The sequence below is a fragment of the Flavobacterium luteolum genome (assembly GCF_027111275.1).
Lineage (GTDB): Bacteria > Bacteroidota > Bacteroidia > Flavobacteriales > Flavobacteriaceae > Flavobacterium > Flavobacterium luteolum.
Genome location: NZ_CP114286.1, coordinates 2,214,919 through 2,240,435 on the forward strand (window position 1 = coordinate 2,214,919; position 25,517 = coordinate 2,240,435).

Annotated in this window: 23 protein-coding genes; 16 read left to right on the forward strand and 7 right to left on the reverse strand. The window is 34.2% G+C overall.

The features are described from left to right. Positions 1-470: 470 nt before the first annotated feature. The 5 genes from OZP10_RS09570 to OZP10_RS09590 all read right to left on the reverse strand — a co-directional run bounded on the left by OZP10_RS09570 (position 471) and on the right by OZP10_RS09590 (position 5,551). A complete protein-coding gene (locus OZP10_RS09570) occupies positions 471-2,369 on the reverse strand; it encodes an amidophosphoribosyltransferase (protein ID WP_281634452.1) in 1,899 nt (632 codons plus the stop codon). A gap of 83 nt (positions 2,370-2,452) precedes the next feature. Beyond that, positions 2,453-3,376: a PfkB family carbohydrate kinase gene (locus OZP10_RS09575; protein ID WP_177211420.1), complete on the reverse strand. Its 924-nt coding sequence runs from the start codon at positions 3,374-3,376 to the stop codon at positions 2,453-2,455. Positions 3,377-3,664: 288 nt separating this feature from the next. Further along, the gene (locus OZP10_RS09580; RefSeq protein WP_281634453.1) at positions 3,665-4,567 is read right to left on the reverse strand and encodes an alpha/beta hydrolase family protein; all 903 of its coding nucleotides are present in this window, start codon (positions 4,565-4,567) and stop codon (positions 3,665-3,667) included. A gap of 8 nt (positions 4,568-4,575) precedes the next feature. After that, positions 4,576-4,980: a hypothetical protein gene (locus OZP10_RS09585; RefSeq protein ID WP_281634454.1), complete on the reverse strand. Its 405-nt coding sequence runs from the start codon at positions 4,978-4,980 to the stop codon at positions 4,576-4,578. Next, entirely contained in the window at positions 4,964-5,551 is a 588-nt protein-coding gene (locus tag OZP10_RS09590; RefSeq protein ID WP_281634455.1) for an RNA polymerase sigma factor, read from the reverse strand. The genes OZP10_RS09585 and OZP10_RS09590 overlap by 17 nt, the downstream gene beginning before the upstream one ends. Before the next feature lie 328 nt (positions 5,552-5,879). Here OZP10_RS09590 and OZP10_RS09595 point away from each other — a divergent pair, with 328 nt between their 5' ends. Then, positions 5,880-6,227 (forward strand): DUF6249 domain-containing protein, encoded by a 348-nt coding sequence (locus OZP10_RS09595; protein ID WP_281634456.1) that lies wholly within the window; start codon positions 5,880-5,882, stop codon positions 6,225-6,227. 51 nt (positions 6,228-6,278) lie between these two features. On the opposite strand, the gene rnhA is transcribed toward OZP10_RS09595, so the two are convergent. Beyond that, a complete protein-coding gene (rnhA, locus tag OZP10_RS09600; protein WP_281634457.1) occupies positions 6,279-6,755 on the reverse strand; it encodes a ribonuclease HI in 477 nt (158 codons plus the stop codon). A gap of 149 nt (positions 6,756-6,904) precedes the next feature. Then, the gene (gene purN / locus OZP10_RS09605) at positions 6,905-7,468 is read right to left on the reverse strand and encodes a phosphoribosylglycinamide formyltransferase (RefSeq protein WP_281634458.1); all 564 of its coding nucleotides are present in this window, start codon (positions 7,466-7,468) and stop codon (positions 6,905-6,907) included. Between the two features lie 175 nt (positions 7,469-7,643). Here purN and OZP10_RS09610 point away from each other — a divergent pair, with 175 nt between their 5' ends. The 15 genes from OZP10_RS09610 to OZP10_RS09680 all read left to right on the forward strand — a co-directional run bounded on the left by OZP10_RS09610 (position 7,644) and on the right by OZP10_RS09680 (position 25,474). Next, the gene (locus tag OZP10_RS09610) at positions 7,644-7,880 is read left to right on the forward strand and encodes an acyl carrier protein (RefSeq protein WP_007137004.1); all 237 of its coding nucleotides are present in this window, start codon (positions 7,644-7,646) and stop codon (positions 7,878-7,880) included. 237 nt (positions 7,881-8,117) lie between these two features. After that, positions 8,118-9,371, forward strand: a complete 1,254-nt coding sequence (gene fabF, locus OZP10_RS09615; protein WP_111368511.1) for a beta-ketoacyl-ACP synthase II — start codon at positions 8,118-8,120, stop codon at positions 9,369-9,371. Between the two features lie 9 nt (positions 9,372-9,380). After that, a complete protein-coding gene (gene rnc / locus OZP10_RS09620; protein ID WP_177211413.1) occupies positions 9,381-10,121 on the forward strand; it encodes a ribonuclease III in 741 nt (246 codons plus the stop codon). Between the two features lie 125 nt (positions 10,122-10,246). Beyond that, positions 10,247-10,735, forward strand: a complete 489-nt coding sequence (locus OZP10_RS09625; protein WP_095930692.1) for an IPExxxVDY family protein — start codon at positions 10,247-10,249, stop codon at positions 10,733-10,735. Positions 10,736-10,740: 5 nt separating this feature from the next. Further along, a complete protein-coding gene (gene pyk / locus OZP10_RS09630; RefSeq protein WP_177211412.1) occupies positions 10,741-12,174 on the forward strand; it encodes a pyruvate kinase in 1,434 nt (477 codons plus the stop codon). Positions 12,175-12,783: 609 nt separating this feature from the next. Continuing rightward, positions 12,784-14,466 (forward strand): arylsulfatase, encoded by a 1,683-nt coding sequence (locus OZP10_RS09635; protein ID WP_281634459.1) that lies wholly within the window; start codon positions 12,784-12,786, stop codon positions 14,464-14,466. 63 nt (positions 14,467-14,529) lie between these two features. Next, the gene (locus OZP10_RS09640) at positions 14,530-15,546 is read left to right on the forward strand and encodes an HAD family hydrolase (RefSeq protein ID WP_281634460.1); all 1,017 of its coding nucleotides are present in this window, start codon (positions 14,530-14,532) and stop codon (positions 15,544-15,546) included. A 72-nt stretch (positions 15,547-15,618) separates the two neighbouring features. Then, positions 15,619-17,241, forward strand: a complete 1,623-nt coding sequence (locus OZP10_RS09645; RefSeq protein WP_281634461.1) for an arylsulfatase — start codon at positions 15,619-15,621, stop codon at positions 17,239-17,241. 112 nt (positions 17,242-17,353) lie between these two features. Then, entirely contained in the window at positions 17,354-18,175 is an 822-nt protein-coding gene (locus tag OZP10_RS09650; protein WP_281634462.1) for a hypothetical protein, read from the forward strand. Positions 18,176-18,218: 43 nt separating this feature from the next. Beyond that, positions 18,219-19,619 (forward strand): DUF2252 domain-containing protein, encoded by a 1,401-nt coding sequence (locus tag OZP10_RS09655; protein WP_281634463.1) that lies wholly within the window; start codon positions 18,219-18,221, stop codon positions 19,617-19,619. Between the two features lie 298 nt (positions 19,620-19,917). Next, positions 19,918-20,496: a DUF4136 domain-containing protein gene (locus OZP10_RS09660; protein WP_111422276.1), complete on the forward strand. Its 579-nt coding sequence runs from the start codon at positions 19,918-19,920 to the stop codon at positions 20,494-20,496. A gap of 129 nt (positions 20,497-20,625) precedes the next feature. Further along, entirely contained in the window at positions 20,626-21,801 is a 1,176-nt protein-coding gene (locus OZP10_RS09665; protein WP_281634464.1) for a helix-turn-helix domain-containing protein, read from the forward strand. 102 nt (positions 21,802-21,903) lie between these two features. Then, entirely contained in the window at positions 21,904-22,815 is a 912-nt protein-coding gene (locus tag OZP10_RS09670; protein ID WP_281634465.1) for a SphA family protein, read from the forward strand. Positions 22,816-22,894: 79 nt separating this feature from the next. Then, positions 22,895-24,055, forward strand: a complete 1,161-nt coding sequence (locus OZP10_RS09675; RefSeq protein ID WP_281634466.1) for a BamA/TamA family outer membrane protein — start codon at positions 22,895-22,897, stop codon at positions 24,053-24,055. 222 nt (positions 24,056-24,277) lie between these two features. Beyond that, complete coding sequence (locus OZP10_RS09680) at positions 24,278-25,474, forward strand: C1 family peptidase (RefSeq protein WP_177211400.1); 1,197 nt, start codon at positions 24,278-24,280, stop codon at positions 25,472-25,474. Positions 25,475-25,517 lie beyond the last annotated feature (43 nt).

Below are 25,517 nucleotides of genomic sequence, written 5' to 3' on the forward strand. Positions count from 1 at the left end.
TTAGTAAATGTATGGCAGTAATTTTTATAAAGAAAAATTTTTAGATGAAAAGCAATTATATTCGATGAAAAGTATTTAAACGACTGTATTTCAATTAATTGCAGTTTAAAAAAAATAAAAAAGGCGGAAGTTACTCCGCCTTTTTTGCCCCAAATCTACCATAAACTAACCTACTAATGTTATGGTCTAGTAAATGTATGGCAGTTATTCTTGTGAAGAAAAATTTTCAGATAAAAGGTAAGTAAATCCGATGAAGAGATACAATCGGCTGTTTATAAATAGTTTGAGTTTATTCCAATAAAAAAGGTGGAATTGCTTCCACCCTTTTTGCCCCAAATCTACCATAAACTTAACCTACTAATGTTATGGTATTTCAAAAGTATCATAGCTTTTCAACTTCACCAAAGAAATAGGATGAACGGCAAAAAAAACCGATGAAATGCACAATTTAACCTTTTATTAGTATTTTATTAATACGCTCTAGCGTCTTTTCCTTCGTAAAAATTCATGAAAGCACGATTTACAACTCGATTTCCACCTGGAGTAGGATAATCTCCTGTGAAATACCAATCGCCTAAATTTTTAGGACATGCTTTATGTAAATCGTCAACTGTTTGGAAGATGATTTTTACTTCAGCATTAATTTCTGGCGAGCTTAACATTTCTGCAATTTTATCTGAAATCTCCTCGTCTGTAAATTGGTCGTAAATTGCTGTTACATAGTTTACAACATCTTTATCAAGGAAATTTTCTTGAGCTTTACATTTTGCATAAACTTCATCTACAATATGATAAAGGTTTCTTTCTTTCAATAAAGCAAGTGCTGCTCTAAAAGCAACTAAACCTTCTAGTTTTGCCATATCAATTCCATAACAATCCGGATAACGAATTTGTGGAGCAGATGAAACGATTACGATACGTTTTGGTTTTAAACGATCCATCATTTTAATGATGCTCATTTTCAATGTAGTACCACGAACAATACTGTCGTCGATAATAACCAAATTATCTTCTGGTTTAATTACGCCATAAGTGACATCGTAAACGTGAGCTACTAAATCATCACGGCTGCTATCTTCAGTAATAAAAGTTCTAAGTTTAGCATCTTTAATCGCAACTTTTTCTGTACGAATCTTTACAGCTAAAAGTTCCTGAAGGGTTTCTGTCGTTAATGTATTTCTATTTTCAAGAATGTAATTGTTTTTTCTCTGGTTTAAGAAATCCTGAGCAGCTTCAACTAAACCATAAAAAGAAGTTTCGGCTGTATTTGGAATATAAGAGAAAACGGTGTTGTCTGTATCGCTATCAATCGCTTTAAGAACAGCAGGTAAAATTAATTTTCCTAAATCTTTACGTTCTTGATAAATTTCGGCATCACTTCCTCTTGAGAAATAAATTCTTTCGAACGAACAAGCTTTTTTGATTGTTGGTTCCAAGATTTGATTCATAGAAACATTTCCGTTTTTCTTGATGATCAAAGCATGACCAGGATCAATTTCCTGAACGCTTTCAAAAGGAACATTAAATACAGTTTGAATAACCGGTCTTTCAGAAGCTACAACTACAACTTCGTCATCTTGATAAAAATAAGCTGGACGAATTCCTGCTGGATCTCTGAAAACAAATGCATCACCATGACCTAATAAACCTGCCATAGCATAACCTCCGTCTAAGTTTTTAGCCGAACGAGCTAGTATTTTAGCAATATCCAAACGTTCTGCAATTACTGGAGAAGCTTCTCTTTTAGAATATCCTTCAGCTTTACAGTCCTGATATAATTGCATTACTTCTTTGTCTAAGAAGTGGCCAATTTTTTCCATTACAGTAACGGTATCAGCCATTTCTTTAGGATGTTGTCCTAATTCAACTAGATTTTCGAAAAGTTCTTTAACATTGGTCATATTAAAGTTTCCAGCCAAAATCAAGTTACGGTGCATCCAGTTGCTTTGACGTAAAAATGGGTGAACACTTTCGATGCTATTTTTTCCAAAAGTTCCGTAACGAACGTGACCTAAAAACAATTCTCCAACATAAGGAATATTTGCTTTTAGCTCTTTCATGTCGTCTCCAAGTTCTGGATGCACTTTTAGTTCTTCGCTAACGCGCTCATTGATTTGTTTGAAAACATCTTGGATAGGTTGTGAATGATTTGAACGGACTCTGCTGATATAACGCTGTCCAGGTTCAACATCAAATTTAATGCTAGCAAAACCAGCTCCGTCTTGTCCACGGTTGTGCTGTTTTTCCATCATTAGATACATCTTCTGGATTCCGTAGAAAGCAGTTCCGTATTTTTCTTTATAATATTCAAGCGGTTTTAGTAGTCTAACTAAGGCTATACCACATTCGTGTTTTAAAGCGTCGCTCATTGTTTTTTGTTATTTGTGTGTTGTTGTAAGTTGTGTGTATTAACGTAATAAAAAAAGCCCCGTTTTATCGAGGCTCTTAGGCATTATATTTCTATGTCAAACTGAGTTAACGACTTAAATTGCTGTAATCGAATCGCTACTTCGGCTTTACTTAATGATTCCATCCTTTCAGTTCCAAATTTTTCAACGCAGAACGAAGCTAAATTTGAACCGTAAATAATTGCATTCTTCATGTTGTTGAATGAAATGTTTTCGCTCTGTGCAATAAATCCAGAGAAACCACCTGCAAAAGTGTCTCCAGCTCCTGTTGGATCAAAAACATCTTCTAATGGTAAAGCTGGTGCAAAGAAAACTTCTCTGTTGTGGAATAAAAGCGCTCCGTGTTCTCCTTTTTTGATCACCACATATTTTGGTCCCATATCTTGGATTTTAGAAGCTGCTTTTACTAATGAATATTCGCCAGAAAGCTGTCTAGCTTCTTCGTCATTGATTGTAATAACATCTACACGTTTAATAACGTCTAATAATTCTGGAAGAGCGCAGTCCATCCAAAAGTTCATAGTATCTAAAACTACTAATTTTGGTTTTTTCTCCATCTGATCTAAAACACTGCTTTGAACTAATGGATGTAAGTTTCCTAACATAACAACATCAGCATCTTTGTAGTTTTGAGGAACTTTTGGCTGAAAATCAGCTAAAACGTTCAATTCTGTTACGAGAGTGTCTCTAGAATTTAAATCGTTGTGGTATAAACCGCTCCAGAAAAAAGTCTTTCCACCTTTTACAATTTCGATACCAGAGATATCAATATTTTTTGAAGTTAAAAGATCTAAATGTTCTTGAGGGAAATCGTCGCCAACTACAGAAACAATGGCCGATTGCAAGTTAAAAAATGATGCCGATAATCCGATGTAGGTTGCAGCACCACCTAATATTTTATCTGTTTTTCCGAAAGGAGTTTCAATCGCGTCGAAAGCAACTGTTCCAACAATCAATAGTTTATTCATTTTATGAATTTCGAATTAGGGTGCAAAGATACTTCATAAGTTACAATCTTGCAACGGTTTAGGGTCTCAAAATTTTCTTAAAAAAACGAAGGTGTTTTCGAAGTAAAACTATTGTAAATGAATGGATTAAAATTGATTTTTTGCAGTGTTTATAATAGGTTTTTTGAATTTAAGATGCAACTTTTTTGAAAATAATTGCGAATAATTTACATCTGATTCTTCCATCTTATTTTTTTAAATGAAGAGAATTTTCTTTTTTAGATTAAAACACGAAAAATGATTTTTAATTTATTTTACATTTTTAATCCAATTGATTGCATCTTTCATTGGCTCTTCAGACTTTGAAAAAGCTGTATTGTGACCCAAGTTTGGAAATAATTTATAGTCATAAGGTTTCCCTTTAGATTTTAATGCATCAAGATATTCGATTGATAGATTCGCAGGGACTTGAATATCTTTACCTCCAAAAATCCATATTCCTGGAATTGATAATTTAGAAAGAATACCTTTAGGATCTGTGTCAACGAATTCGTATTTGTTAGGGTCATTGAATACATGTTTTCTTGCCTCTTCTTCAGAGTGTGTATCCCAAAAATTTTTATCTCCATTTGTATAGAATTGGAATCTCAATTGTTCTTTAACCGTTATAAGAGCTCCGCTAAATATGGTCATAAATTTAACGTTCTTATTTTTCTCTGCAGCCAATGGAATTATCCATCCAGCTTGACTGCCTCCGATTAAACCGATTGATATTTTATTATTTGATAAGGATTTAGATAAAGTATTTACAGCAGCACTTACATCTAAAGACAAAAGATTTAGATTTGAGAAATCAACATTGTTTGTTCCTACTTCTGGTCCAGCATATACGCCACCTGATTCTCCGACTCCACGTTTGTCATAGGTTAAAACTGCAACTCCGTTGTTGGCTAGAGTTGTAGCAAAGTCTGTCATTCTTTTTTCTTGTCCAGATCCATGAACAATCACAACAGCTGCTTGCATATTGTTTGGTATAAAAATGGTTCCAGAAAGTGAAATGCCTTCACTAACAAATTTTACTTCTTTAGTAGTAAAGTTTGATGGAATTGCTGATGCATAATTTGTAATAAATAACAACAACATTAATAGAATATATGTGCATGTTTTTTTTCCTTTTAGAACTTGTTTAAAAAATGCTGTTTTATTTTTCATCTTTAAATCTATAATTGATATTTTTTATCAAAATAATGCTTCAAAATTCCAACCTGTACCAAAATCATAATTGGAACAATCAAAATGGCATACAAGATATTTTTAGAAAAATGAATTCCAGAGAATGCTGTTGAGATTCGATCAGAATATAATTTCCCGACTTCATCAATTTTGAAATCAGTTTCTGAAACTGAGAATAGAGAAACATAAATTACTAATGCTGCGACAGCCAATCCCATTAAAATCCAGATTGGTTTAGAAATTAAAGGTTTGTATACTTTGAGTTTTTTCTCTTCTAAAAGATGAATATCAGCCATTATTTTGGAAGTAAAATCTATTGATGGAGACTGTGGTTTGTCTTCCGCCATCATTTTCTCAATAAGTTGTTCTATGTTTTTATCGCTCTCTTTCATAACATTCTATTATTTCTGGTTCTAACTGCAGTCTCAAAATTACAGCTAATTTCTGACGGCTCCTAAATAACTTTACTTTGGCATTGTTGGCCGATATATTCATGATTTTTCCAATTTCTTCTAAATTTTGATCATCAAAATAAAATAAGGTCAAAAGGAAGTTTTCATCACTCGGTAATAAATTTAAACATTTCTGAATGGTATACTTTCGTTCTTTTTCTTCTAAAGCACTCAAAGCGTTGTCCATTGTTTTAATTAAATGAGAAGAAAAATCATCAATAGAAATATTTAAATCTTCTTTCTTGTTTTTCTTCAAACGATCCAGACAGGTATTATAAGCAATTTTGTAAATCCAGGTCGAAAATTTAGATTCGCCTTTAAATTTTGTCAATGAATTATAAATTTTTATAAAAGTGTCTTGAGCTACTTCTTCTGCTTCTTCACGATTTTTAACCATTTTAAGAGCTAAGGTAAAGATCATATCCTTATATCGATCCACAAGAACGGCAAATGCATTGGTCTCGCCTTGCAAAATTTTATCGATATAATGTTGATCATGTATTGTGCTCATATTATATAGGACGATAGTTTGTTTATTTAGGTTACAAGAAATTGGAAAATAAATTCCAAACTTTTTAAATTGCTTCGCCCGTTCGCTATCGCTCGGGTCCAAATTCCGATCTTTAATATATAATAAAGTATAGGAGTTGAACTTTGTCAAAGTTTTAAACTTTGATAAAGTTGCGGTGATCAATTGATTTTTATTCAAAATTAATTGATAATCAGTTAGTTTTGGAATTTGGAATTTAAAAATTGAAATTTTTCACCAAAAGTTGTAACCTCATTTTAAAAAGTCTCGTCATATGAGGTATATCAATCAATTAAAAACATAAAATATCATGGACGAAAAAATTTTAATTCCAATCAGTCTTTTCTTAATGATCTTCGGGATTGTTTATTTAATTTATTCAACAAGAAACAGAGAGCGTTTGGCTCTTATAGAAAAAGGAGTAGATGCAAGTATCTTTTTACAAGGAAAAGGAAGCGGGGTTCCAGCCTGGAAAGTGTTTGTTGTAAATATAGCTTTCCTATTAATAGGATCGGGTGTTGGAATTTTTCTAGCGTTATTAATTACAACTTATACGTCTCTAGATGATGGTGCCGTTTATCCTTCAATTATTTTCATCATGGCAGGAATTGGACTTTTGACAGGTTTTAAAACTGCTAAAGATTTAGATAAAGAATAAATAAGAAATAAAGTTAGTACAAAAAACGCATCAAGTAATTGATGCGTTTTTTTATTGTTTAGACCCGATGGTTTCGTAATATACGTCAACCGAAAGTTTAGGTTGCATGGATGCCATAACGGCCAATTGATCGCAGCGCTCATTTTGCGGATGATTGTTGTGACCTTTAATCCATTTAAAATCGACTTGGTGTTTGCGGTACACAATTAGAAAACGTTTCCATAAATCTGGATTTTTTTTATCCTTATAGCCTTTTTTCTCCCAGCCAAAAACCCATTTTTTTTCGACAGAATCTACAACGTATTTTGAATCAGAAATGACCAAAACTTTCATGTTTGGCTTTTTTAATTTTTCTAACCCCACAATTACAGCCAGAAGTTCCATTCTATTATTAGTAGTAAGTCGAAAACCTTCGTAGAATTCTTTTTTATGAGGAGTGCCAACCAATTCCATTACCACGCCGTAACCGCCATTGCCAGGATTTCCTTTTGCCGCGCCATCTGTATATATATGTACTTCGTGATTCATTTATTTTAGACTTCTTAGAATTTTAGATTATTAGACTTCTTAGATTGTTGAATTATTAGAATTTCAGATAAAAGAGGGTCTTAAGTTTTATTCGAAAAATATAAAAGCTAAGAAGTCTTATGTCTAAGAAGTCTAACAATCTAAACAATTTATTGCTCTAATATTTTATGAATAATCTCTGGGAAATGTTTTTGTTCCAGTTCGTGAATCTTTTCTGCAACAGTTTCTGGAGTGTCTTCATCTGTCAAGGCCACATTTGCCTGAAAAATAATAGCGCCTTCATCATAATTTTCATTAACGTAATGAATTGATATTCCAGTTTCTTTTTCCTTATTATTAACTATAGCTCTATGTATGTGCATTCCGTACATTCCTTTCCCACCATAATTAGGTAAAAGTGCCGGATGTATGTTTATTATTTTGTTTGGATATTGTTCGATGATGTTTTCGGGGAATTTGAGTAAAAAACCAGCAAGAATTATCAAATCTGGGTCGATTTCCTGTACTTTTTGTAATACATTTCTTTCTAAAAGTTCGTTTTTTGAGAAGATTTCGACAGGAATTTGATGATTTTTTGCTCTGTCAATAACTTTTGCCGAAGCATTATTTGTAAAGACCGAAACGACCTTTGCAATTTCGGTGTTCGAAAAATATTTTATAATGTTCTCTGCGTTAGTTCCTGATCCTGAGGCAAAAACGATAATTTTTTTCATAAAGCTGTGTGTTTTAAGACTGCAAAAAACGGAATAAAAATCGAAAATAAATAGCTTTAAAAGACCTTTCTTGAAATTAATTTTATAAATTAGTGTCACATTTATAAACTAAATAGTTGTTTTAAAATAAAGTTTTTTATTTTTGCCAACAAATTAAATTCTAAAATTAAAGATTATGTCAGACATTGCATCAAGAGTAAAAGCGATTATCGTAGACAAATTAGGTGTTGACGAAAACGAAGTTGTAACAGAAGCAAGCTTCACTAATGATTTAGGAGCTGACTCATTAGACACTGTTGAGCTTATTATGGAATTCGAAAAAGAATTTGATATTCAAATTCCAGACGATCAAGCAGAAAACATTGCTACTGTTGGTCAAGCTATTTCTTATATCGAAGAAGCAAAAAAATAATAATACCACACCCGATTTCTAAAAGTCCCAATTTTTGAAATTCCAAATTCCAGGTTGGATTTTGATTTTTGATTTTTGAAATTTTTAAGGATCGGGTGTTATTATTTTTTTAAAATTTAAATTTCGATTGGTTTTCAATCAAAAAGATATATTTATATTGTAATTCCCATGGCTCTTAAGTAACAATAAGTTAAGAAAGCGTGGGTTTTATTTGTTTAAAGTACAAAACACATATTTATGGCATTAAGGCGAGTTGTTGTAACAGGATTAGGTGCACTTACTCCTATCGGGAATAATATCCAAGAATATTGGAACGCACTTGTGAATGGGGTTAGCGGAGCGGCTCCTATAACATATTATGATACAGAAAAGCATAAAACGAAATTTGCCTGCGAAGTAAAAAACTTCAATATTGAAGATTACATGGATCGTAAGGAATCTCGTCGATTAGATAAATTTGCACAATATGCAATTGCTGCCAGTGATGAAGCTATTAAAGATGCAGGAATCACAAATGATAACGTAAACAAACAAAGAGTTGGTGTTATCTGGGGAGCTGGAATTGGAGGTTTAGAAACTTTCCAAGATGAAGTGCTTTATTATGCAAAAGGTGATGGAACTCCAAAATTCAATCCTTTCTTTATCCCTAAAATGATTGCCGATATTGCTCCTGCACATATTTCTATGCGTAATGGGTATATGGGACCAAATTATACTACGGTTTCTGCTTGTGCATCTTCTGCAAACGCATTAATCGATGCTTTCAACTACATTCGTTTAGGAATGTGCGATGTTATTGTTTCTGGTGGTTCTGAAGCTGCTGTTACAATTGCTGGTATGGGAGGATTTAGCTCAATGCACGCTTTATCAACAAGAAACGAAAGTCCAGAAACAGCTTCAAGACCTTTTGATGCAACCAGAGATGGTTTCGTTTTAGGAGAAGGAGCAGGAGCTTTAGTTCTTGAAGACTACGAACATGCTAAAGCCAGAGGTGCAAAAATCTACTGCGAAATTGGCGGTGGAGGTATGTCATCTGATGCTTACCACTTAACTGCGCCACATCCAGAAGGAATTGGAGTTATTGCAGTAATGGAAAACACATTGAGAGATGCTGGTATGACTCCTGATCAAGTGGATCATATCAATACTCACGGAACTTCTACTCCATTAGGAGACGTTGCTGAATTAAAAGCGATTAGCAAAGTTTTTGGAGATCACGCTAAAAATATCAACATCAACTCTACAAAATCGATGACAGGACACTTATTGGGCGCGGCTGGTGCTATTGAGGCTATTGCTTCAATCTTGGCTATGCAACACGGAATTGTTCCTCCAACGATTAACCATACAGTTGTTGACGAAAATATTGATCCATCTTTAAATCTTACTCTAAACAAACCTCAAAAAAGAGAAGTAAATGTTGCTATGAGTAATACATTTGGTTTTGGTGGACACAATGCTTGCGTATTGTTTAAAAAATTAGCTGACTAATTTCTGTATATGAATATTATCAAAAAAATATTTTCTAAATCCCGTTCTCTAGAAGACGGGATTTTTTTTGACACTATTCAGAAAATTCTTGGTTTTCAGCCTTCAAGTATAGATTTTTACAGACGTGCATTTACACATCGTTCATCTAATAAATTAGATCAGAATGGGCATCCTATTAATTATGAGCGTTTAGAATTTTTAGGAGATGCTATGTTAAGTGCTGTCATTGCAGCGCATTTGTTTAATAAAGCTCCAAATGGCGATGAAGGTTATTTAACCAAAATGCGTTCTAAAATTGTGAGCCGTGAACATTTGAATGAATTAGGTAAAGATTTAAATTTAGTGCAATTTGTAGAAAGCAAAGTGCCAATTCAGCATTTTGGAGAAAACATTCACGGTAATATTTTTGAATCTCTTATAGGAGCTATTTATTTAGATAAAGGCTATTCGTTTTGCGAAAAATTCATCCAAAAAAGAGTAGTGACACCTTATGTCGATATTGCGCGACTAGAAGGAAAAGTTATAAGTTATAAAAGTCTTGTTATCGAATGGTGTCAGAAAGAAAAAAGAGTTTTTCATTATGACATTTTTGAAGATAACGGAATAGACGGCCAGCGATTATTTGGTGTTAAATTAAGTATTGATGATAAAGTTGTTGCGAGAGCGAGAGCAACTTCAAAAAAGAAAGCCGAAGAGAAAGCCTCTCAGAGAGCTTATTTTGCGTTTCAAGAAAAAATTGACAAGAAATAGCTGCAAAAATGTTGTAACTATCACAATGCTACAACGTTTTCGTTTATAATTTAACAAAACAAGCATGTCATAACTGTTGAAGCTCCGTTTAGAAATAGTATATTTACAACTTGATTTTTCAAGACATGGCTATTCATAAATTGGATTTAGACGAATTTGACGAAATTGATTATTATTTAATGGCAATTCATACTTCATTAGAAGATTATAGATTGGCCTATTTTATCAATAAAATCCTTCCGATTAACTTAAGTAAGAGCAAAAACGAGATCCATGCTCAAACTAAGGAAGGTGAAGCAAATTTTTCCAGATTCTATTATTATGATGAAGAAAAAGCTGTTTCCTGGAATTTAATTCAGAATAAAAATGAAATCATTTCTGTGAGTACAAATGATTTCCAGAATTTGTTTTCTAATGAAACAAGTGAGGTTTCTACAACAATTCATTTACTTCCTGAATTCAAGAAAGTCGATTTTTTCCTGAAAATTGATAATAGCGAAGAGGCGCTTAATTTTTCAGAAATTCAACAAAAATTAAACACAATAGAAAGTATAGCGGCTATTTATGCTGTGGATACTGATAAAATAAAATCAAAAAACAATCTAATTTTTTAAAAAAAATGTTAACAAACAAGAAAACCAAAATTGTTGCTACACTTGGCCCCGCTTGTAGTACAAGAGAGATCATTAAAGATATGATCGATGCAGGTGTTAATGTGTTTAGAATCAATTTTTCGCATGCAGATTACGAAGGAGTAAAAGAAAAAATCGACATTATTAGAGGATTAAACGAAGAGTTTGGTTACACAACTGCAATCTTAGGAGATTTGCAAGGACCAAAACTTAGAGTTGGTGTAATGGAAGAAGGAACTGTTGTAAATGATGGTGATGAAATCACTTTTACAACTGCAGAAGATATTATCGGAAATGCAAAAAAAGCATTTATGAAATATCAAAATTTCCCAAATGATGTAAATGTTGGAGAGCGTATTTTGCTTGACGATGGTAAACTTATTTTTGAAATTGTTTCAACAGATAAAAAAACAGAAGTTGTTGCTAAGGTTATTCAAGGTGGAGAATTAAAATCTAAAAAAGGAGTTAATCTTCCTAACACAAAAATTTCTTTACCAGCTTTAACAGAAAAAGATATTGCAGATGCTATTTTTGCAATCGAACAAAAAGTAGACTGGATTGCACTTTCATTCGTAAAGACTCCACGCGATTTACAAGATTTGCAAGAATTAATTGCTAAACATTCAGATGTAAAAATTCCAATCATTGCTAAAATTGAAATGCCAGAAGCTCTTGAGAACATGGATAAAATTGTAGCATATTGCGATGGTTTAATGGTTGCTCGTGGAGATCTTGGTGTTGAGCTTCCTGCTCACGAAGTTCCATTGGTACAAAAAGATTTGATCAGAAGAGCTAAAACTGCTAGAATTCCTGTTATCGTTGCTACACAAATGATGGAAACAATGATTACAAGTTTAACTCCAACAAGAGCAGAGGTAAATGACGTTGCGAACTCAGTAATGGACGGAGCAGATGCTGTAATGTTATCTGGAGAAACTGCTACAGGAAACTATCCAGTACAAGTAATTCAAAGAATGGCACAAATTTGCGAAGCTGTAGAAAACTCTCCGCTTATTCAAGTTCCTCAAAATACACCACAAATTAAAACTAAACGTTTCGTTACTAAAACAGTTTGCCACCAAGCAGCTTTATTAGCAAATGAAATCGAAGCTAAAGCAATTTGTACTTTGACAAATAGCGGTTATACAGCGTTCCAAATTTCGGCTTGGAGACCATCAACAGCTCATATTTTAGTATTTACTTCAAACAGAAGAATCTTAACACAATTGAATTTATTATGGGGAGTTAAATCTTTCTACTATGATAATGAAGAAAGTACAGACGATACTGTGACAGATGTAAATCAAATTGCAATCGAGAAAGGTTATGCACAAAAAGGAGATTATTTAATCAATCTTGCTGCAATGCCAATTAAAGATAAAGGAATGGTTAACACGATGAGAGTTTCTGAAATCGAATAACAATCCTTCAAATAATTTTAAAAAGCCGCTTATTTTTTAAGCGGCTTTTTGTTTTTTTAAACTTTTTTATAAAAGTAAAATACTTTTCGAATTTGATATTTTGTCTTTTCTGGGTCATTTTATGACTTAATTTTCTGATAATCTGACAAAATTTTAGACGAAAAAAAAGATTTTTTTTGTTTCATTTCACTAAAATTTCAAAAAATATCTATACAGAAAATCACCTCAAGCTATTTTTTGCTCTCTTTCCGCTCTGTCATAACTAAAGATCTAACTACTTAATTTTCTGTTAGTTTGATGTGTTTCATTTTGTAAAATGAAACATTTTGGTGCAAATTCTCCAATTATCTTGTTTCATTTTATAAAATGAAACAAGCTCATGCCGAATAAACACGATTGTTCGCTCTTTTATTAGTTAATTTGAGATACTTAAGAAAAAGTTAAAAATATTTTGTTTCAGATTTTAAAATAAAAATGAATTTGAAACACATCAAAAAAATGCAACCTTGGTGGAGAGTATTTTTTGAAAGCGTACCATTTTCCCCATTTGTTTTTTTGGATTTTCAAGCTCATATAAATAACAAGAATCATTAACGAATTTTTATTATCATGAAACAAGTCAAATTTAAGTACGGATTTGCAGATACCTTAAAGGTATTAGCATTGCTGTTTTTTACGGGAGTTTCTGTAACAGCACAGAGCAAAAAGCCAAATATTCTGGTGCTTTGGGGCGATGATATTGGAACAACTAATATAAGTGCTTATAGCGATGGACTTATGGGATATACTACTCCTAATATCGATCGCTTAGCCAATGAAGGATTACGTTTTTTACATTATTATGGAGAACAAAGCTGTACTGCTGGTCGCGCGGCATTCTTAACTGGACAGCATGGTCTTAGAACAGGACTTACAAAAGTAGGTTTTCCAGGTGCACCAATGGGAATGAGCCAGTTAGATCCTTCTGTAGGAGGAATCATGAAAAGCTTAGGATATGTAACGGGACAATTTGGTAAAAATCACGTAGGAGACCGAAATGAAAGTTTGCCAACTGTAAATGGTTTTGATGAATTCTTCGGAAATCTGTATCACTTAAATGCTGAAGAAGAACCAGAATTACCAGATTATCCAAAAGATCCAGAATATTTGAAAAAATTTGGACCAAGAGGAGTATTAAAATGTACTGCAACAAATGTTGATGACGCAACTACAGATCCTCGTTTTGGAAGAGTTGGAAAACAAAAAATTGAAGATACCGGAGCACTTACTAAAAAAAGAATGGAAACAGTAGACGACGAAACTTCTGCTGCGGCTATTGATTTTATTAAAAGACAAAGTGCATCAGGAAAGCCATTTTTCTGTTGGTTCAATGCTACTCGTATGCACCTTCGTACACACGTAAGAGCAGAACACAGAGGTAGATATACACATGGAGATAGTGAGTATATAGATGGTATGATTGAGCATGACGAAACTATCGGAAGTATCTTGAAAGCATTAGACGAGTTAGGAATTGCTGATAATACTATTGTAGTGTATTCTACAGATAATGGACCTCACATGAATACATGGCCTGATGGTGCTATGACCCCTTTCCGTTCAGAAAAAAACACTAACTGGGACGGGGCTTTCCGTGTACCATGTATTGTACGCTGGCCAGGACATATCAAGCCAGGAACTGTAACTACTGAATTGATGAGCCATAATGACTGGATTCCAACTTTCGCTTCAATTGCAGGAGAACCAGATATCGTAAATAAACTTCTAAAAGGTTACTCTGCAAATGGAAAAACATATAAAGTGCATTTAGATGGTTTTGATCAGAGTAAATTTTTAGAAGGCAAAACACCAAAAAGCGCCAGAGATAAATTCTTTTATACTGATGATGATGGTCTTTTGGTAGGTTTAAGAGAAGGAGATTATAAATATGTTTTTGCAGAACAACGTCTAGGAGGTACAATGGGGGTTTGGGCAGAACCATTTACCAAATTGCGTCTGCAAAAAATATTCAATCTATATCAAGATCCTTTTGAAAGAGCCGATATTACTTCAAATACTTTCTGGGATTGGCAGATGAATCATGTGCAGTTAATGTATGGCGCAATACAAGATGTGGTTGTGTTTGCAGAAACATTTAAGGAATATCCACCAAGATCAATCCCGCCAAGTTTCTCTGCTTATACTATTATGGAAGAAGCGATGAAAGATATCAAAGCTCAAAAATATGTAGAGAAAAATGTTTTACCTAAGCTAAAAGAAGAAGAAGAGACAGCTTCAAAAAAGAAAAAATAAATAATCTAAAAAGAGATTCAGATTTATTTGAATCTGAATCTCTTTTTCTAACATAAAAACATCATGAAAAAAAGTATATACATATTACCTCTGGTGGTTTTGTTTTTTTTGTCCTGTAAAAAGTCCGACACCTTAACTTCTCCAACAGAAAATAAACAAACAGAAACTACTGCAACAAGTGGTGATCCGCTGCCAAGCTGGAATGATGGAGCTTTAAAAAAAGACATTATAGCTTATGTTGAAAAAGTAACCAAAGAAGGAAGTCCAGATTTTATTCCTGTAGAAAGCAGAATTGCGACTTTTGATAACGATGGAACTCTATGGGCTGAAAAACCTTATGTTCAAGAACTTTTTGCTTTTTATAGAGTTAAAAAAATGGTAGAAGCTAAACCTGAATTAGCCAAGAAACAGCCTTTTAAAGCAGTTATTGAAAAAGATAAAACGTTCTTCGAAAAAGGAGGCGATAAAGCACTTATAGAACTTGTTGCAGCAACTCATACCGGAATGGCCGAAGATGAATTTGAAGCATCCGTTAATGACTTTTTTAAAACAGCACAATATCCTGGTAAAAATGTTCCGGTAAAACAAATACGTTATCAGCCTCAATTGGAACTTTTGAATTATTTGCGTGCAAATGGTTTCAAAACTTTCATTGTAACTGGCGGAACGGTTGAAGTTGTTAGAGCAATATCTCAGGATTTTTATGGAATTCCAAAAGATCAGGTTGTGGGAACGTCTTTCAAATACAAATTTGACGATGCTAAAAATGCAGTCTTAAGAGAACCTGCTCTAGATCATTTTAATGATAAAGAAGGAAAACCTGTTGGGATTCAATTGCACATTGGTCAACGACCAGTTTTTGCCTGCGGAAATGAAGGCGGAGCAGGTGACCTTGCCATGTTGAGATATTCTTCTGGCAGTAAATATCCTTCGTTTCAGTTAATTGTAAATCATAACGATTCTATAAGAGAGTACAATTATCAGGAAAAAGATAACCTTTCTTTAAATACTGCCGCAAAATATAAATATCATGTAATCAGCATAAAAGACGATTGGAAAAAAATATTCCCTGATAAATAATTAGAAGTTGAAATAGATTTTCTACCCTAAAATTTTAGAATTAGAGATTGTATAATTTATTACCAAATACCTATGAAAACAAATTTTAGATCAAACAAATTGGCCAGTCTACAGAAGACTTTTGGCTTGCTTTTTTGCTTCTTTATAGCCAGTTTTGGTTATGCACAAAAAAGCCCAAATATTATTATTTTATTATCAGATGATACCGGATGGGGAGATTTAGGCCCTTATGGTGGTGGTGAAGGTCGTGGAGCCGCAACTCCAAATATAGATCGTATGGCGAATGAAGGAATGCAGTTTTGGTCGTTTTATGGCCAGCCAAGCTGTACTCCAGGAAGAGCAGCATTAATTACAGGAAGAATTCCAAACCGCAGTGGTATGACAACCGTTGCTTTTCCCGGCGATGGTGGAGGTTTGCCAAAAGCCGAATGGACATTAGCATCTTTATTAAAACGTAAAAATTACAATACCTTTTTTGCCGGAAAATGGCATCTTGGCGAGGAAGATTATTCTATGCCTATCGCACAAGGTTTTGATGTGATGAAAAACGTAACTCTTTACCACTTAAATGCTTACACCTACACAGATCCGGATTGGAATGCAGATATGCCAGAAGATATTAGAGCAACATGGGTAAAAGGAACCAAAGGTGCTTTAGAGGGAGAAGCTGGGAAACCATACAGAGAAGTTAGAAAAATAGACGGAAAAGTGATTCCATTTCTTGATCAGTATACAGAAGAAGAGTCTATAAAATGGCTGAAGGAAAATGGTAAAAAAGATAAGCCATTTTTTATGGAAATCTCTTTTGCAAAAAATCACCAGCCAAACTTACCGCATCCTGATTATGCAGGAAAATCTGCAGGTAAAAACAAATACGCCGATTGTATTGTTGAATTAGATTCAAGAATTGGGCGTATTATGGATGAAGTTCGAAACATGGGAATTGCCGAAAATACATTAATCATTTATACGGTTGATAATGGAACTTGGCAAGACGTTTATCCTGATTGTGGTTACACTCCTTTTAGAGGAACAAAAGGAACTGACCGTGAAGGCGGTAGCCGTATTCCAACATTAGCTTGGTGGCCTGGAAAAATTAAAGCAAACAGCAAAAATAATGACATTTTAGGAACACTTGATTTTATGGCAACTTTTGCCGCTTTATCAGGGCAGGAATTGCCAACTGTAGATAGAGAAGGAAAACCAACAATTTTTGACAGCTATGATATGTCGCCGGTTTTATTTGGAACGGGAAAATCTAAAAGAAATATGTGGTTTTATTTTACAGAAGATGAATTATTGCCAGGAGCTATAAGAGTTGGAAAATTCAAAGCAGTTTTTAATTTACGTGGTGATAACGGACAGGCGACAGGAGGTTTAGCGGTAGATTCTAATTTGGGTTGGAAAGGAGCAGCAAGTTATGTGGCAACTGTACCGCAAATATTTGACTTATGGGCAGATCCGCAAGAGCGCTATGATTTATTCATGAACAATTTTACAGAGAAAACCTGGTTCTTGCCTACTATTCAGAACATTATAGGAGAATTTGCTAAAACTTATGAAAAATATCCACCTCACGAAGTACAAAGCAACCTATATCCTGGTCCAATTACTATCGATAATTATTTGAGGCTTAAAGAGGCAAAAGAAAAATTAAAAGCCACAACAACTGCAAAAAGAAGCGGAGGCGGATGATAATTAATTAGTAATAAAATATTTTAGAATCAAAAAACAAGCAACTTTTACAAGGTTAAAAGTTGTTTGTTTTTTGATTCTATTAAAATTAAAAATCAAAAAAGAAAAAATTATGAAAGTATCTTCTGCTTCAATTAAATATTTATTTGCCCCGCTTTTTTTTCTTTTAAATTTTACTGCGTTTGCTCAGGAAGAACCTGCAAAACCTGGAAACAGTGCACAGGAACTTGCCGACAAAATGGCAAATCCCGTGGCAAGTTTAATTAGTGTTCCACTGCAAAATAATCTAACTTATGGAATTGGTCCTTATAATGGATCAAAATATCAGATCAATATACAGCCCGTTGTTCCTTTTAAGTTAAGTGAAAATTTAAATTTAATTACTCGTTATATTCTTCCAGTTGTAGATCAGCAAGATGTTACGGGAGAAAATACGCATGAATTTGGTTTAAGTGATGCAACGGTAACTGCGTTTTTCGCTCCAAAAACTAAAGGAATTATCTTGGGGGTTGGTCCTGCTTTTTTGGTGCCAACAGCTACAGAAAAATTGTTAGGAACAGAAAAATTTGGAATCGGTCCAAGTGTTTTGGTCATGCATCAAGGGAAGGGACTTTCTATAGGTTTTCTAGCCAATCAAATTTGGTCTGTTGCAGGAAATGCTGATAGAGCAGATTTTAATCAGTTTTACACACAATTATTTCTTACACATAGCTATAAAAGCGGTGCGAGTTTGGGTATCACTTCAGAAATTACCCAAAACTGGCAAGGAAATACAACTCTTATAACTCTTAGTCCAAACGTTGGTGCAATTACAAAATTAGGAGGTCAGACGATGCAATTTGCTGTTATGCCTTTAATACCAATCGTTGGGCACCAGTCTATAAAACCAGATTGGGGATTAAGAGCGGTCGTAGCCTTTATATTTCCACAATAATAAAACCGTTTAAAAGGTCTTTTTAATTTTATTTATCGGAATTATGGAAGAAGATTCAAAACATACAGCCGAAACCCCATTTAACCCGATTGCATCAAAGGCAGAACGTTATGAAAAAGGAGCTTCGATTAGAAAGAAAATCCCTTTAGCGAAGCATGGAGAATGGAATCCTTTAAAAAACCGTAAAAATCCAGTAGATATTTTGATTCAGACCAGCGAAGGAAGAGTTGAAAGTCTATTGCCTATTCGGTACAGAAGAATGATGGAATCTCCTTTTGCATTTTATAGAGGCGCCGCTGCTATCATGGCTGCCGATTTAGCGCATACTCCTGTATCGGGAATAAATCTTCAGCTTTGCGGTGATTGTCACTTGATGAATTTTGGCGGATTTGCAACTCCAGAACGCAAATTGGTTTTTGATATTAATGATTTTGATGAAACTTTTCCTGGCCCGTGGGAATGGGATGTAAAAAGACTGGCTGCAAGTTTTGTTATTGCAGGAAGATGGCGAAAATTCTCCCATAAAAACTGTAAAGAATTTGCTTGGAATGTTGCGGATAGCTATAAAAGGCATATGTTGGATTATAGTAAATTATCTGCACTTCAAATCTGGTATGCCGATATTGATTTGGCGGAGCTGATTGAATTAGGACGAGATAAAGAATTTAAAGAATTTGACCAGAAAAGAATTAAAAAGGCATCAGAGTATACCGCTCACGAAAAAGAGTTTGCCAAGATGACGTATTTTGATGGCGCCAGAGCACGTATAAAAGACGATCCACCCTTGATATTTCACCCAACAGGAGAACTTGAAAAACAAGTGGCAAAAGAAGGCGAAATCATCCACAATAGATATTTAGAATCCCTTTCAGAGGAAAAACAGGTTTTGTTAAGCAGATATAAGCTTCATGATATTGTTATAAAAGTAGTGGGCGTTGGAAGCGTTGGAACATTGTGTGGCATCAGTCTGCTAATGTCGGCAACTGGAGAACCTATTTTTTTACAGTTTAAAGAAGCCCGAAAAAGCGTCTTGGAAGGAAACGTAAAAGCAAAAGGAAAATACAGCCATCAAGGCGAACGTATTGTAATGGGACAAAAGCTAATGCAGTCTGCATCGGATATGTTTCTGGGATGGACAGACGACAGTAAAAACAGATTTTTCTACATACGCCAACTGAGAGATGCCAAAGTAAAACCCGTTCTCGAAGTGATGAAGTCCAAAAATATGGCAGAATATGCCAAAGCTTGCGGATGGGCACTTGCAAGAGCTCACGCACGTTCGGGAGATCCTTCTTTAATTTCGGGTTATATTGGAGATGCAAACGAGTTTGCCGATGCTATTTCAGAATTTTCGGTTTTGTACGCCGATCAAAACGAATCGGATTATGATAAAATGCTCGAAGCGATAAAGCATGGAAAACTACCAATAGCTGCGGAAATCTGATTCTTTACATTTAAAAGAAATAGAACAGATATGTAGCTGTACAAAGTAAATAAAACTTTAAAAAATCTTAAAATATTGAACAAAATATGCTTGAAAACCACAAAGTAAGATTTTATTTATTTAATACTGTTAATTAAAGAAAATGATTTATCTTTGAGAGTGATCTAAGTAATTGTTTAGTAATGGTTTGTGCTATATGAGCAATTATTGACATCTGTTCCGCCCCACGTTCAAGATTTTTACGATTTTAATACATGAGTTAAACTGATTTAATTATTAATTTAATAAATACCACAACATGAATATTAAAAGAACAAGTCTTCGTATAATCCCAGTCTTATTTTTGGGTTTATTTTACAGCTGCTCTCCAACTGTAAAAGTTACAACTGATTATGATCATTCTGCTAACTTCAGCGAATACAAAACTTTTGCGGTTTATGACTTAAAAGCGCAGCAAGGCCAAGTAAATCAGTTAAATGTTGATCGTGTTGCAAAAGCAATCCGAAACGAAATGCTGGCAAAAGGATTTACAGAATCTAGTAATCCTGATTTAAAAGTGAATGCCGTTTCTATACTAAAAAACAAAACATCGGTTAGTGCTAACACAGACTTTTACGGTTATGGCGGAATGTATCGTCCATACGGATATTGGGGAGGCGGTGCTATGATGGGCGGTGCCAATACAACATTTAATACTTACGATTATGTTGATGGTTCCTTGGTTATAGATATCGTATCTACAAAAACAGACAAGCTGGTTTGGCAAGGAATCGGAAATGCCGAGATTGACAGCAGACCAGATAATCCCGAACAATTTATAAACGACGCAATCAAAAAAATATTAACTGGTTTCCCTCCAGGAGCAGTTAAAAAATAATACAATAAAACATTTGTACTTGCCATACTTCGGCAAGTACAGTGTTTCTCTTCCTACATACGCCCCCATCGTATTCTATTTTTAAGATATTAAGAAAAATAATTATTTACTCAAATTAAGCTTAAAAAAATGATCGATATTTTACTTTCCCTTTTCTTTTTTATAGCCACAATTGCTGGCCTTGCTACTGCAATTATGGTTTTATTTTCCAAAAAAAATTACTCAAAAAGTTTCTTTTTAGGAATGTTTCTGCTGAGTCTGGCGGTAGTGAGTATCTACAATTTTTATCTGTCGGCCAATATCTTCAAAGAATTTCCAGATTTATTTATCATTACCAAATCATTTATTTTTCTGGCAGCACCTTGTTCTTTTTTATATGTTCGAAATATTTTAACGTTAGACAAAAGCTTCAGAAAATACGATTGGATGCATTTTATTCCTTTTACGGTATACTTCGCCTTAACACTTTTTGTATACATTGGAAGTTTTACTAATCTAAAAATCGTCGATTTTATAGCAGCAAAAATCAGAAATCCGTTTTCTATTTTGACCTTGACCATTTGGCTTTCCTATGTCTTTTTTCAAACCATGTTGATTTTAAACTATGATCTGAAAAAATTTAAAGGCAACCAATTTCATCGAGCCAAAGTAATCAACTGGATTAGGGTTTATAACCTTATGATTTTGTTTCTTTTCTCGGCACTTTTTGTACATCATTTTTTATCAAGAAAAGTTGGAGTTGTAGACCTTTCTTGTTATTTCTTAATTTCGTCGGTATTGTTTTTTACTGTCGGATGGCTTTATTTCAGACCTCAGATTTTTCATGACGAAGAAGAAACATTCGATTTTGTGGTAGATAATACTGTAGTGGTAAAAACAAAAGAGACCAAAAATACACTTCCAATAACAAACGAATTAACGTTAGAAAAACGAGAAGAATACCTTTTAAAACTGGATTATGTTTTAAACTCTAAAAATCTGTTTTTAAAGAAAGATTTCGTAATCAGAGATTTGGCAGACGAAACAGGAATATCGGTACACCATTTATCCAATTTGATTAATTCTGAATTCGGACTTCATTTTCAGGATTATGTAAACCTTAAAAGGATTGAATATTTTAAAGACAAAATAAACGATCCAGAATGGAAAGATTTATCTTTAGAAGGCATGGCTTGGGGTTCTGGTTTTAAATCCCGAACAACTTGTTTTAGAGCCTTTATAAAGCATACTGGGAAATCTCCTTCCGAATATTTTAAAACCATCAGAATAAATCCAGATCGTACAGGGTCATATTACTTCAAGTAAAATTAGTAACGGCTATTGCATCATCTTAATTTAAAATATTCTGCCATGAAATTAGAAATTGATAATTCGGGAAGAAAAGTGTAGTCAGTTTTTGCCGTAATAATGGTATTGATTTCTGTTTATTGTAATGCACAATTAAAAGGAGGACATATTCTTGGTGCAATGGGACTGCAATCGGGAACTCAGGCTCCAGAGAAAACCTTGAGCGTCTATATTCCAGGTTATATTTATGCCGCATCTTCTTTGCGAAATGGCAACGGAGACAATATTGGAAATCCCAATCTTACTATGTTCATAACAGGTGTTGGAGCTAATTATGTAACCGATTTTAAAATTTTGGGCGCCAATTACGGGGCCACAATTTTGCTGGCGGGTGCTTCTAACACTATTCAAGGAAGTTATGTTGATTCTAAAAGCGATTTTGCTTTTACAGATATGTACATACAGCCCGTTCAGTTAGGCTGGCACAATAAAAGAGCCGACTTTGTTTTCGGTTATCAATTGTATCTGCCAACAGGAAAATATGAATTGGGAGCTAGCAACAACAGCGGTTTAGGAATGTTCATGAATGAATTTTCGGCAGGGACAACTTTATATTTTAATGACAAGAAAACATTCCATTTTTCAGCTTTGGCTGCTTATGAAATCAACGGAAGAAAGAAAGATACCGATATTAAAACAGGAGATATCTTAAGCATTGAAGGCGGTTTAGGAAAAACATTTTATTGTATGAATGCCGAAAAAACCGCACCAAAAGGCATATTCAATGCGGGTTTGATTTATTACCTGCAATATAAAGTGTCAAACGACAGAATTCCTGTAGGAAGTATTTTGGTTATTGAACCAGATAAAGATAAAGTGGGCGGACTAGGAGCTGAGGTGAATTATTTGCACATAGGCAGTATGACATCGGCTGGTTTTAGATGGATTGGAGAAGTAGATGCAGTAAACAGATTTCAGGGAAATACGTTTTTTATAACGTTGGCACACGTTTTCAACTTTAATAAAAAATAATTTCTGAATTGTATTTCAGTAGATTTCAAGATTTTTTTGCGATGAAATAAAAATTTAAATCTAAAACGATAAATAGTCTATGAAAAACAAAAAAACAACAAAAAGAAGCGTTCTGTTTTTGCTTTGCATGATTGTATCGTTGAATGTTTTAAATGCACAAAAGCATCAAACCGTTTTAAAAGATTCTTTAGACGGAGCTTTCGATTTAAGTGATTTTCTTATTTATGCCAACGGATTCATAGTCGTGCCAACCATTATTACAGAACCGGCCGTAGGAGGATTTGGAGGTGCAGTTGCCCCAATTTTTCTAAAAAAACGTGCTCCCGTAATCGAAGCAGACGGAAGAAAACGATTTGTAAATCCAGACATTACAGGAGGAATCGGAATGTATACGGCCAACAAAAGCTGGCTTGCAGGAGCTTTTCGTTCTGCGACATTGGTAAAACCAAAAATATTATATCGTGCTTTTGCGGCTTATGGCGATATGAATTTATCCTTTTATGCCAATAATCTGCCGAATCATAATGACGAAGAATTTAAGCTCAACTTTAAATCGACTATTTTTTATACGCAATGGCTCAAACAATTTAATAATGCCAAATGGAGCGCTGGACCGCAGTACTTATTTTTAAATTCTAAAATAAACCTGCCCGATTTAGATCTTCCGCCACCATTTGTAGATCCTAAAGATATTAAAAGCACCATAAGTCAGCTTGGAGCCGCGGTTCAGTTTGACGGACGTGACAATATATTTACACCAGATAAAGGAATAAGGCTTCAGACCGATTTTTTCTGGTCAGATAAGGCGCTTGGCAGCGATTATCAGGCATGGCGCATCAATTTATCGGCAATTGGATATTATCCGTTGGCGAAAACTCTAATTGGCGGACTAAGGATTGAAGGAGAGCAGGCGTTGGGGAGTCCGCCTTTTTATTTACAGCCTGGAATTAATATGCGAGGAATTCCTGCTGCCCGATATATGGGAAAAACAAGCATTGTATCTGAACTTGAATTTAGATGGGATTTGTACCGAAGATGGAGCCTCATGGGATTTGGAGGTCTTGCAAGCGCCTTTAACGATTGGGATCAAGCCTTTGCAAAACCTGTTGTTTACAGCTACGGAACTGGTTTTAGATACCTCATTGCCAGAAAATTCAAACTTCGTATGGGAGTCGATGTGGCAAAAGGACCAGAAGAATGGGCGTACTATATTGTTTTTGGAAGTAACTGGATGCGATAGCTAAAAAAAGCAAAAAACTTGTAAGAAGTTAATTTATAAATAATAAACCTAAAAAGCCTTAATAACGTGTTATTGAGGCTTTTTTGTATTAAATACCTTAATAATTTATACCGTTAAGAAAATATTAACAATTAAACATTACACAAATTGTATAATATTTAATTGTTTTGTAACAAATTGGAAACATTGGAGACTAATTTTGTTAAATCTTAAACATAACTTATGAATACATTTTCATTCAAATCAGTGTTTGCTGCTTCAATCTTTTTGGCTGGAACTGCAGGCTGTTTTGCGCAAGACATCTTAGTAAATTCACTTAAACTAAATGCAAGCGACAAAAGTAAAGAGAACTTCAAATTTACAGAAGTAATCAACCTAGGAACAACATCGGTAAAATCTCAAGGATCATCTGGAACTTGCTGGAGCTACTCAACAAACTCATTCTTAGAGTCAGAAATGATTCGTTTAGGAAAACAGCCTGTTGAGCTATCTCAAATTTATTCTGCAAGAAACGTGTATGTAGAAAAAGGGATCAACTATGTTCGTATGCACGGAGCAATTACACTTGGAGACGGAGGAGCTTTACATGATGTAATTAACATGTACAAAAAATACGGAACTGTGCCTAGAGAAGTTTACACAGGATTAAACTACGGAACAGATAAAAATAAATTTGCTGAAATGGGTGCTCTTATTGAAGGTGTTCTTGCAGCAGTGGTGAAAAACCCGAACGGAGAATTGACTCCAAACTGGCAAAAAGCGTATTCAGCTGTTATTGATTCTTATTTAGGAAAAGTGCCAGATAACTTTACTTACAAAGGAAAAAACTATACGCCACAATCTTTTGCTAAAGAAGTAGTAGGAATTAACCCAGACGAGTATGTAGAAATGTCATCTTTTACAAACGCTCCGTACTACCAAAAAACAACTATGATGGTGCCAGACAACTGGTCATTGGATCAAGTTTACAACGTAAAATTGAACGATATGACAGACGTTATCGACAATGCACTTAAAAAAGGATATACTGTAGCTTGGGCAACAGATGTGAGCGAGAAAAGCTTTAGCTGGAAAAACGGTGTGGCTTATGTGGCATCTAAAAAATTCGACGATATGACGGCTGAAGAAAAAGCAGACATGTTTAACGGACCAAAAGTAGAACCAGAAATTACTCCAGAAATGCGTCAGGCAGCGTTTGATAACTACACTACAACAGACGACCACGGAATGCACATTATTGGTCTTGCAAAAGATCAAACTGGAAAAGAATATTATATCGTAAAAAATTCTTGGGGAGAAACAAACGACTACAAAGGTTTCTTGTTTGTAACTAAGAACTTCGTAAAATATAAAACTACTGCATTACTAGTAAACAAAGGAGGAATTCCTGCTGAAATTGCTAAGAAATTAGGGGTTTAATTCTCTGAGAGTTTTATAGAAAATAGAAAAGCGCCGTAATCTT

Coding starts and splice junctions, on each gene's coding strand:
- OZP10_RS09655 (WP_281634463.1), top strand. CDS start 18,219: ATGGAAGAAGATTCAAAACATACAGCCGAAACCCCATTTAACCCGATT.
- OZP10_RS09585 (WP_281634454.1), bottom strand. CDS start 4,980: ATGAAAGAGAGCGATAAAAACATAGAACAACTTATTGAGAAAATGATG.
- OZP10_RS09610 (WP_007137004.1), top strand. CDS start 7,644: ATGTCAGACATTGCATCAAGAGTAAAAGCGATTATCGTAGACAAATTA.
- OZP10_RS09665 (WP_281634464.1), top strand. CDS start 20,626: ATGATCGATATTTTACTTTCCCTTTTCTTTTTTATAGCCACAATTGCT.
- OZP10_RS09670 (WP_281634465.1), top strand. CDS start 21,904: ATGGTATTGATTTCTGTTTATTGTAATGCACAATTAAAAGGAGGACAT.
- OZP10_RS09575 (WP_177211420.1), bottom strand. CDS start 3,376: ATGAATAAACTATTGATTGTTGGAACAGTTGCTTTCGACGCGATTGAA.
- OZP10_RS09680 (WP_177211400.1), top strand. CDS start 24,278: ATGAATACATTTTCATTCAAATCAGTGTTTGCTGCTTCAATCTTTTTG.
- pyk (WP_177211412.1), top strand. CDS start 10,741: ATGTTAACAAACAAGAAAACCAAAATTGTTGCTACACTTGGCCCCGCT.
- OZP10_RS09650 (WP_281634462.1), top strand. CDS start 17,354: ATGAAAGTATCTTCTGCTTCAATTAAATATTTATTTGCCCCGCTTTTT.
- OZP10_RS09570 (WP_281634452.1), bottom strand. CDS start 2,369: ATGAGCGACGCTTTAAAACACGAATGTGGTATAGCCTTAGTTAGACTA.
- OZP10_RS09625 (WP_095930692.1), top strand. CDS start 10,247: ATGGCTATTCATAAATTGGATTTAGACGAATTTGACGAAATTGATTAT.
- OZP10_RS09635 (WP_281634459.1), top strand. CDS start 12,784: ATGAAACAAGTCAAATTTAAGTACGGATTTGCAGATACCTTAAAGGTA.
- fabF (WP_111368511.1), top strand. CDS start 8,118: ATGGCATTAAGGCGAGTTGTTGTAACAGGATTAGGTGCACTTACTCCT.
- OZP10_RS09660 (WP_111422276.1), top strand. CDS start 19,918: ATGAATATTAAAAGAACAAGTCTTCGTATAATCCCAGTCTTATTTTTG.
- OZP10_RS09590 (WP_281634455.1), bottom strand. CDS start 5,551: ATGAGCACAATACATGATCAACATTATATCGATAAAATTTTGCAAGGC.
- OZP10_RS09580 (WP_281634453.1), bottom strand. CDS start 4,567: ATGAAAAATAAAACAGCATTTTTTAAACAAGTTCTAAAAGGAAAAAAA.
- purN (WP_281634458.1), bottom strand. CDS start 7,468: ATGAAAAAAATTATCGTTTTTGCCTCAGGATCAGGAACTAACGCAGAG.
- rnc (WP_177211413.1), top strand. CDS start 9,381: ATGAATATTATCAAAAAAATATTTTCTAAATCCCGTTCTCTAGAAGAC.
- OZP10_RS09675 (WP_281634466.1), top strand. CDS start 22,895: ATGAAAAACAAAAAAACAACAAAAAGAAGCGTTCTGTTTTTGCTTTGC.
- OZP10_RS09645 (WP_281634461.1), top strand. CDS start 15,619: ATGAAAACAAATTTTAGATCAAACAAATTGGCCAGTCTACAGAAGACT.
- rnhA (WP_281634457.1), bottom strand. CDS start 6,755: ATGAATCACGAAGTACATATATATACAGATGGCGCGGCAAAAGGAAAT.
- OZP10_RS09595 (WP_281634456.1), top strand. CDS start 5,880: ATGGACGAAAAAATTTTAATTCCAATCAGTCTTTTCTTAATGATCTTC.
- OZP10_RS09640 (WP_281634460.1), top strand. CDS start 14,530: ATGAAAAAAAGTATATACATATTACCTCTGGTGGTTTTGTTTTTTTTG.